Origin of the sequence: Nostoc sp. DedQUE07 (assembly GCF_034530975.2) — a bacterium.
GTDB lineage: Bacteria > Cyanobacteriota > Cyanobacteriia > Cyanobacteriales > Nostocaceae > Nostoc.
Window position 1 is genome coordinate 26484 of sequence record NZ_JAVRCC020000073.1, and the last position, 6419, is coordinate 32902.

At 42.8% G+C, this 6419-nt stretch carries 4 protein-coding genes; all 4 read right to left on the bottom strand.

Annotated elements, in window-relative coordinates; genetic code table 11:
* Window positions 1–42 precede the first annotated feature (42 nt).
* Window positions 43–1020 carry an aromatic ring-hydroxylating dioxygenase subunit alpha gene (locus RMZ95_RS31420; RefSeq protein WP_322684650.1) on the bottom strand — a complete coding sequence of 326 codons (978 nt, stop codon included), beginning with the start codon at window positions 1018–1020 and terminating at the stop codon, window positions 43–45.
* A 173-nt stretch (window positions 1021–1193) separates the two neighbouring features.
* Window positions 1194–2549 (bottom strand): two-component system sensor histidine kinase RppB, encoded by a 1356-nt coding sequence (rppB, locus tag RMZ95_RS31425; RefSeq protein WP_322684649.1) that lies wholly within the window; start codon window positions 2547–2549, stop codon window positions 1194–1196.
* Between the two features lie 179 nt (window positions 2550–2728).
* The gene (rppA, locus tag RMZ95_RS31430; protein WP_322684648.1) at window positions 2729–3469 is read right to left on the bottom strand and encodes a two-component system response regulator RppA; all 741 of its coding nucleotides are present in this window, start codon (window positions 3467–3469) and stop codon (window positions 2729–2731) included.
* Between the two features lie 341 nt (window positions 3470–3810).
* Window positions 3811–6419 (bottom strand): COR domain-containing protein (locus RMZ95_RS31435; protein WP_409884263.1); only part of this gene is annotated, 2609 nt, incomplete at its 5' end.

Sequence of the window (6419 nt, forward strand, 5' to 3'; positions counted from 1 at the left end):
AAATATTTTCTTAATCATACAAATGACAAGCATCGCCAAGTTCTAAATAGTGCCGAAAGTAACACCCTGTTGTTTGAGCCACTTTCGGTATGCTATGGAATAGCGATCGCTCGATAAATGTACTTCTGCTTGCAAATCTAAAGGTAAGCGTCGGGGTTGCTGGGACTCGACAATGGCAATATCTTGACTAGCAACTTGATTTTGAATATCTAGATACACTTCCACTTTTAATTCGCGGACACTATTTACCATTAACCAATATTGCGCCACGCATTCATCTTCATCAACTGGCGTAATTGTATAGAAGATATTTAAACGACGATCTCCAGGCCCAAGTTTAAAGTATGCCACTAGCGGACGGAAAATGCGGTAATCGTAAGTGTTAAAAATCAGTGGTGCTGACAGAGGATTACCGGAATTAAAATCTAGTTCCCACAAACCACATTTGAAACTAATCCCATCTGGAAGAGACTCTAATTCATAGTGCGTCAACTCAGGATGACTGGCGTGGGCAAATAATCCCGAATGCAGAATTGGAAAGTGTGCCGGATCGATGAAATTTTCCAGTACCCGCAAAGGGCTAGAGTGATAGTAGTAAGGGCCACAGAAAATCTTCTGATAGACCGGATCGTACCACTCAGAAAACGGAGCTATGTCTTGTTTTGGTGTCCCTAAACAAACCCAGAGCAGATCGTAACGCTCTTGAATTTGGTAAGTTTTAACACAAGCTTGAGCGGGGGGCGATTGTTCGGGATTAGCCGGAACTAGTACACATTTTCCATCGCTATTAAAGGCTAAACCGTGGTAAGGACAAACAAGAGTCTCTTTGTTGACATATCCTAGAGAAAGACGAGCGCCACGATGAGGGCAAAGGTCTTGCCAAGCTAAAACTTTGTCCCCATTATGCCAAAGCACTAGATTTTCGCCTAATAAGCGCTTGTGCAGAACTGTTCCAGGTTGGAGGTCTTGCGATCGCGCTATTACATGCCAATCATTCAGCAAAATCTGGTCTTGCACCATGAGTATCGATACCCGTCAGGTCAAATACCTATATCTTAATCATCCTGTGGAAAAACTATCAAAGCACTTTTAGGATTTGTTAACAGATAAATGTGCGATCTTCATATATGCAAAAACTCAAAGTTGCACCTTGCGATCGCAGATTTGCAAATAGCCACATTTATTTCCAGAAATCACGGTGAAAGAGGAAGTCGAACGGTAAATGTACTACCTAGCCCAGGTTGACTTTGAACGTGAATATTACCTTTGTGTGCTTGGGCGATCGCGATCGCTATGGCTAATCCCAATCCCGAACCGCCAGAGGTGCGAGAGCGTAGGCGCAGCCCGCCGTAGGCATCGCGATCGACTCGGTAGAAGCGATCGAAAATTCGCTGTTGATGTTCTGGGGCAATACCAATTCCTGTATCTTGAACTTTAATGATGGCGTAAAGCTCACTTTTTTCTAAAAAAACCGTGACTTTTCCACCGCTAGATGTCGCTTGAATTGCATTGACAATTAAGTTAGAAATTAAGCGATAAAGCTGTTCTTCATTTCCCATCGCATACAATTTTTCTGAGACTTGCACCTGCTTAGATAGATTCACCTGAGTCTCTACCGCCAAAAATGCTAATTCCTCAATTAAATCGCTAATGATATCATTCAAACAGCAAGGCTGATATTCTCCTGTTACTTGTTTTCGATCTATCCTCGTTAATAACAGCAAATCTCCAACTAATTGTGATAAGCGCCGATTTTGGCGTTTGAGTACATCTAAAATTCCCCCATTGGCTTTTGGTTCTTGCTGTAACTTGATAGCAGCTTCAATAGTAGAGTACATTGCTGCTAAAGGTGTGCGAAACTCATGGGCAGCATCAGCAGTAAATTGTTGCATTTGTTGGTAAGAAAGATATACAGGTTGCATCGCCCTTCCTGCCAACCACCAACTAGACAAACCAACGAAAATCATAGAAATTGGCAATCCCAATACCAAAGTTAATCTTAAATAAGTAAGATGTTGGTCTAAATCAGTGATACTACGCGCTACTTGTAGATAACCCGAAACCTGGTTTTGAGTATACAAAGGTAAAGTGATTTCGCGGTATCGAGTGCCAGAGTAATCTGTTAATATCTGCCAATTATGTAATGTTGAGGCAATCGGTAACTTGTCAAATTCCATGCCTCCACTAGCAAAAAGTTTTCCTGAGCGATCCAATAAACGGATATAGTAATTAACTGGATTTGCCGCCTCTGTTATTGATTTTTTAATGGATGTTGTTTTAGGCAAACAATTAGTCTGAGCCACACATAATTCTAAAGAAAATTCTTTAGTAAGGCGTTGTAATTGTCCGGGTTGTTGCCAAGCCGGTTCAATACTTTTTCGGAGTGCGTTTGCAACTGATTGCAATCCCTGGTCGATGGTTTCATAGTAGGTATGGGCAACCACACTATAAACTCCCAAACTAGATAGCCCTAAAATACCGCCCATGACAAGGGTATACCAAGCCGCAAGCCGCAACCGAGTTTGGTGGAAAATGGGATTGCGTTCCATATTTTTAAACCCTTGCTGAAAGTATTGCTGTCAAGTTAGCAAAAATCAGCAGCATGAATAGATCCCCCGATATATTGGCTACGGTGTACACACAAACCCTGGATTTACCCCCCTTAGTCCCCCCTTATAAAGGGGGGAAATAAGAAATCTTGTTCCCTCCCCAATACATACGGGGAGGGTTAGGGTGGGGTAAAACCCTCAAGAGGTTTAATATTTAGGCGATAGCCCACACCATAAATAGTTTCAATTAAAGATTCGCTGTCTTCTTCTCCTAATTTGCGTCTCAATAAGCGAATTTGTGCTGCTACGACATTGCTAACTGGTTCTGCACCAATTTCCCAAAGTTGATTGATAATTTGGTCGCGGCTGATAATTTGGTTAGGATGCCTGATGAAATATTCCAATAATTGAAATTCCTTGGTAGTTAGTGAAAATACTTGCTTTTCTCCGTGAACATACTCACGAATAACTTGATGAGTGCTGTAATTGAGCGTCAGACAACCTACTTGTAAGCGTCGGGGTTGGACTTGAGGTGTCAGCGTTGCTCCGACGTAAGAGGCTCGCCGTTGTAATGCTCGCAATCTTGCTAACAGTTCTGCCATATCAAACGGTTTAACTAAATAATCATCCGCACCGCTATCTAGACCAATAATTTTTTCTTCCATCCGGTCTTTAGCCGTTAGCATTAATACAGGTAGAGTTAATTGGCGATCGCGCAACCATTTACACAACTCTATCCCCGAAACTCCAGGCAGCATCCAATCAAAAATCGCCAGGGTATACTCAGTCCAGCCAGTTTCTAGATATTGCCATGCCTGATTACCATCTAGAAACCAGTCAACTATATATGCCTCATGGCTCAGGACTTGTTTGATTGCTGCACCTAAATCTGCTTCATCCTCAACTAATATAAGCCGCATAATTTGTCATTTGTCATTTGTCATTTGTCATTTGTCATATCATGTCCGCTTGATTGCTTATTAAACCCGAAGAACCCCACCCCGCCAAAGCTGTGCTTTGTCTCCCCTCCCCGCAGGCGGGGAGGGGTTGGGGGTGGGGTTCTTTTATTATGAGTAATTTGGCGGACATGATATCATTTGTCATTTGCAATCTACTTAGGACAAATGACTAAGAACGAACATAACAAAAATTTTCACAATCTCAAATAGAATTGCTACGTTGGCAGCAGCAGATGCAAGTTGATATTATGCCGTGATTGTTAATTTAGAATAGGTTGCATCGCCCCTGGAGTTAGAACAGTCTATTTACCAGAGGGAAGCTTTAGTTCGATATTTAATTTGTTTCCTATTTCCATAACATTATTTGCAAAGTCTGTCATACCTGCGATCGCGCCAGCAGCTACACTAGCAGCAGTTAGTAAAGCTAGTAGACGCTTTTTGAGTTTGGGTACATTGCGTTCTTTTTCTGGCTTTTGAATTTCTACTTCTACATCATCAATATCAATGATGATGTCATCGCGGATATCTGGTGGGAATTGGGCGGCAGTTTGGCGCAGGTTGCCGATTAGTTGCAGAATTTCGCTGATGTTTGCGCCGCTTGTTTGGGTGAAGTTAGAGGCTTGCTGACTGGCATTGTCTTTGACTTGGTTGGCAAAGTTGCCGATGTTTGCGCCTTGAAGGTTGTTTGTGAATTGAGGATTTTCTGACACAGCATTTGCCTCGGCTTTATTATTATTATTAATTTTAATTTTTCTGCTTACAGCTAGTTTAGCAATATCTCGCATATCTTCGTATGCAGTCCTATCATCTAAATCATTATCTCTTTTTTGTGATTTTCGACGCGATTCTAATGATTCATAGCCATCTAAAAGTTGACGCAAATCGAGTTTTAATCTTAGTTTGCCTATGGTGATTGTGCTTTCACCCATTGATTCTTGTCCGAGGAGTTCTTGGTAGTCGAGGGGCGGATGTTTGGGGTGATTGGGGACGGGAACCCATTCGGTGATTTCGAGATTGGGAAGACTTTTGTGGATTTTTTGGAAGACATCGCGGAGAATGCCGAGAAATAAGCGCCGGGTTTCTTGGCGGCTGCTAATGGTGATGAAGATTTTTTTGTCTTCGGGATCGGCTTTGATCCGGGCGATGTTGTAGATTTCGTTGTTTTCTTGATATTGCAGCATTACGCCACTGCGCCAATAGATTTGGTTATGAATTTTTTCGTGGGTAATGACGATGAAGCGGGAAATGATGCTTTCGGGGAGAACTTTGTAATGGTATTGAAATTCCAGGGTTTCGTTGTCGAGTTCTGTTTTGTCTGGTTGGTCTTTAGGCAAAAGTCCCGGAATCAGAAATTGTGGAGGATAACATTCTAGTGCAAAGCAAAGCTCAAATTCTTTCATCAGCCCGATTAGATAGCCGTGACGCTTGGTGGGATATCGCTCTGCATTAAGGATGCGGGTGAGATCGGCGGGGGTGAAAATGCCTTTGGTTTTGGTTTTGAGGTTTTCATCGCTCAAGAGCGTGTAAATGCCTTCTGTCACCCAGTTGGGTTTGAGGACGTTGGTATCTTTGAGGATGGGATGATCGCGGAAGTTGAGAACTAAGCCGAGTCGATGCAGCAAGTCGATTAGTTGCTCTTGGTTTTGTTCTTCGGGAATCTCTTTTTGGTGGCAGATGCCGATGTAGCGGTTGTAGCTGATGAAGTCTTCGGTCATGGATTCGAGTTGTTGTTTAACTTCAAACCATGTCAGGGGTAAAAGGTCGTAGACTTCTTTGAGGTTGGCGATTTGCTGCAAAATTGCGGTGCGAAGTTCATCAATGCCGATATTGTCTTGGCAGGAGGTTTCGATAATCGCTTGGATGTTAGGATATTTTTCGCGTAATGCTTTGCGGTTGATGTCGAGGAGTTGTTCGTCTTTTTTGTTGCCAACGATAATCACGGGGGACTGTCCGCCGAAGCTTTCGATTAGTTTCAGCCAATATTCGATGCGGTTTTCTTCTTCGCTGGTGCGACAATTACAAACGAGGAGATAGAGGCTGCGTTTAGTCAGAAAAAACTGATGGGTGGCATGATAAATTTCCTGTCCGCCAAAGTCCCAAACATTCAGGCGGATGTCTTTGCTATTTACCCGCACCTTCCAAGTTTCCACATTGAGTCCGTCGGTTTGGGGTTGATTTTTATCATATTTATCGCGGATTAGTCGCTCGATAAGGGATGTTTTGCCGACGCTACCTTGTCCGATGAGTAAGAGTTTGGCTTCGTGTAATGGTCGAGTTTCACTTATGCTAATTTGCCTCAAGTAATTAAAAATCTCTTTTGCATTACTTGAATTAAGAATTTCTAATGGAATCTGGGTTATTTGATTGTTACGGAGGTCAAGCTGCGTCAGATTGGTTAATTTAGCGATCGCCTCTGGAATCTGGGTTATTTGGTTGCCATTGAGGTCAAGCTGCGTCAGATTGGTTAATTTAGCGATTGCCTCTGGAATCTGGGTTATTTGGTTGCCACTAAGGTAAAGCTGCGTCAGATTAGTTAAATTAGCGATCGCCTCTGGAATCTGGGTTATTTGGTTTAAACTGAGGACAAGCTGCGTCAGATTGGTTAATTTAGCGATCGCCTCTGGAATCTGGGTTATTTGGTTGTCACTGAGGACAAGCTGCGTCAGATTAGTTAATTTAGCGATCGTCTCTGGAATCTGGGTTATTTGGTTCTTACGGAGGTCAAGCTGCGTCAGATTGGTTAATTTAGCGATCGTCTCTGGAAGCTGGGTTATTTGGTTGTCACTGAGGACAAGCTGCGTCAGATTGGTTAATTTAGCGATTGCCTCTGGAAGCTGGGTTATTTGGTTCTTACGGAGGTCAAGCTGCGTCAGATTGGTTAATTTAGCGATCGTCTCTGGAAGCTGGGTTA

What these genes read in the sequence shown, in the direction of transcription:
- rppA (WP_322684648.1), bottom strand. Translation starts at nt 3,469, where the DNA reads ATGCGGCTTATATTAGTTGAGGATGAAGCAGATTTAGGTGCAGCAATC.
- rppB (WP_322684649.1), bottom strand. Translation starts at nt 2,549, where the DNA reads ATGGAACGCAATCCCATTTTCCACCAAACTCGGTTGCGGCTTGCGGCT.
- RMZ95_RS31420 (WP_322684650.1), bottom strand. Translation starts at nt 1,020, where the DNA reads ATGGTGCAAGACCAGATTTTGCTGAATGATTGGCATGTAATAGCGCGA.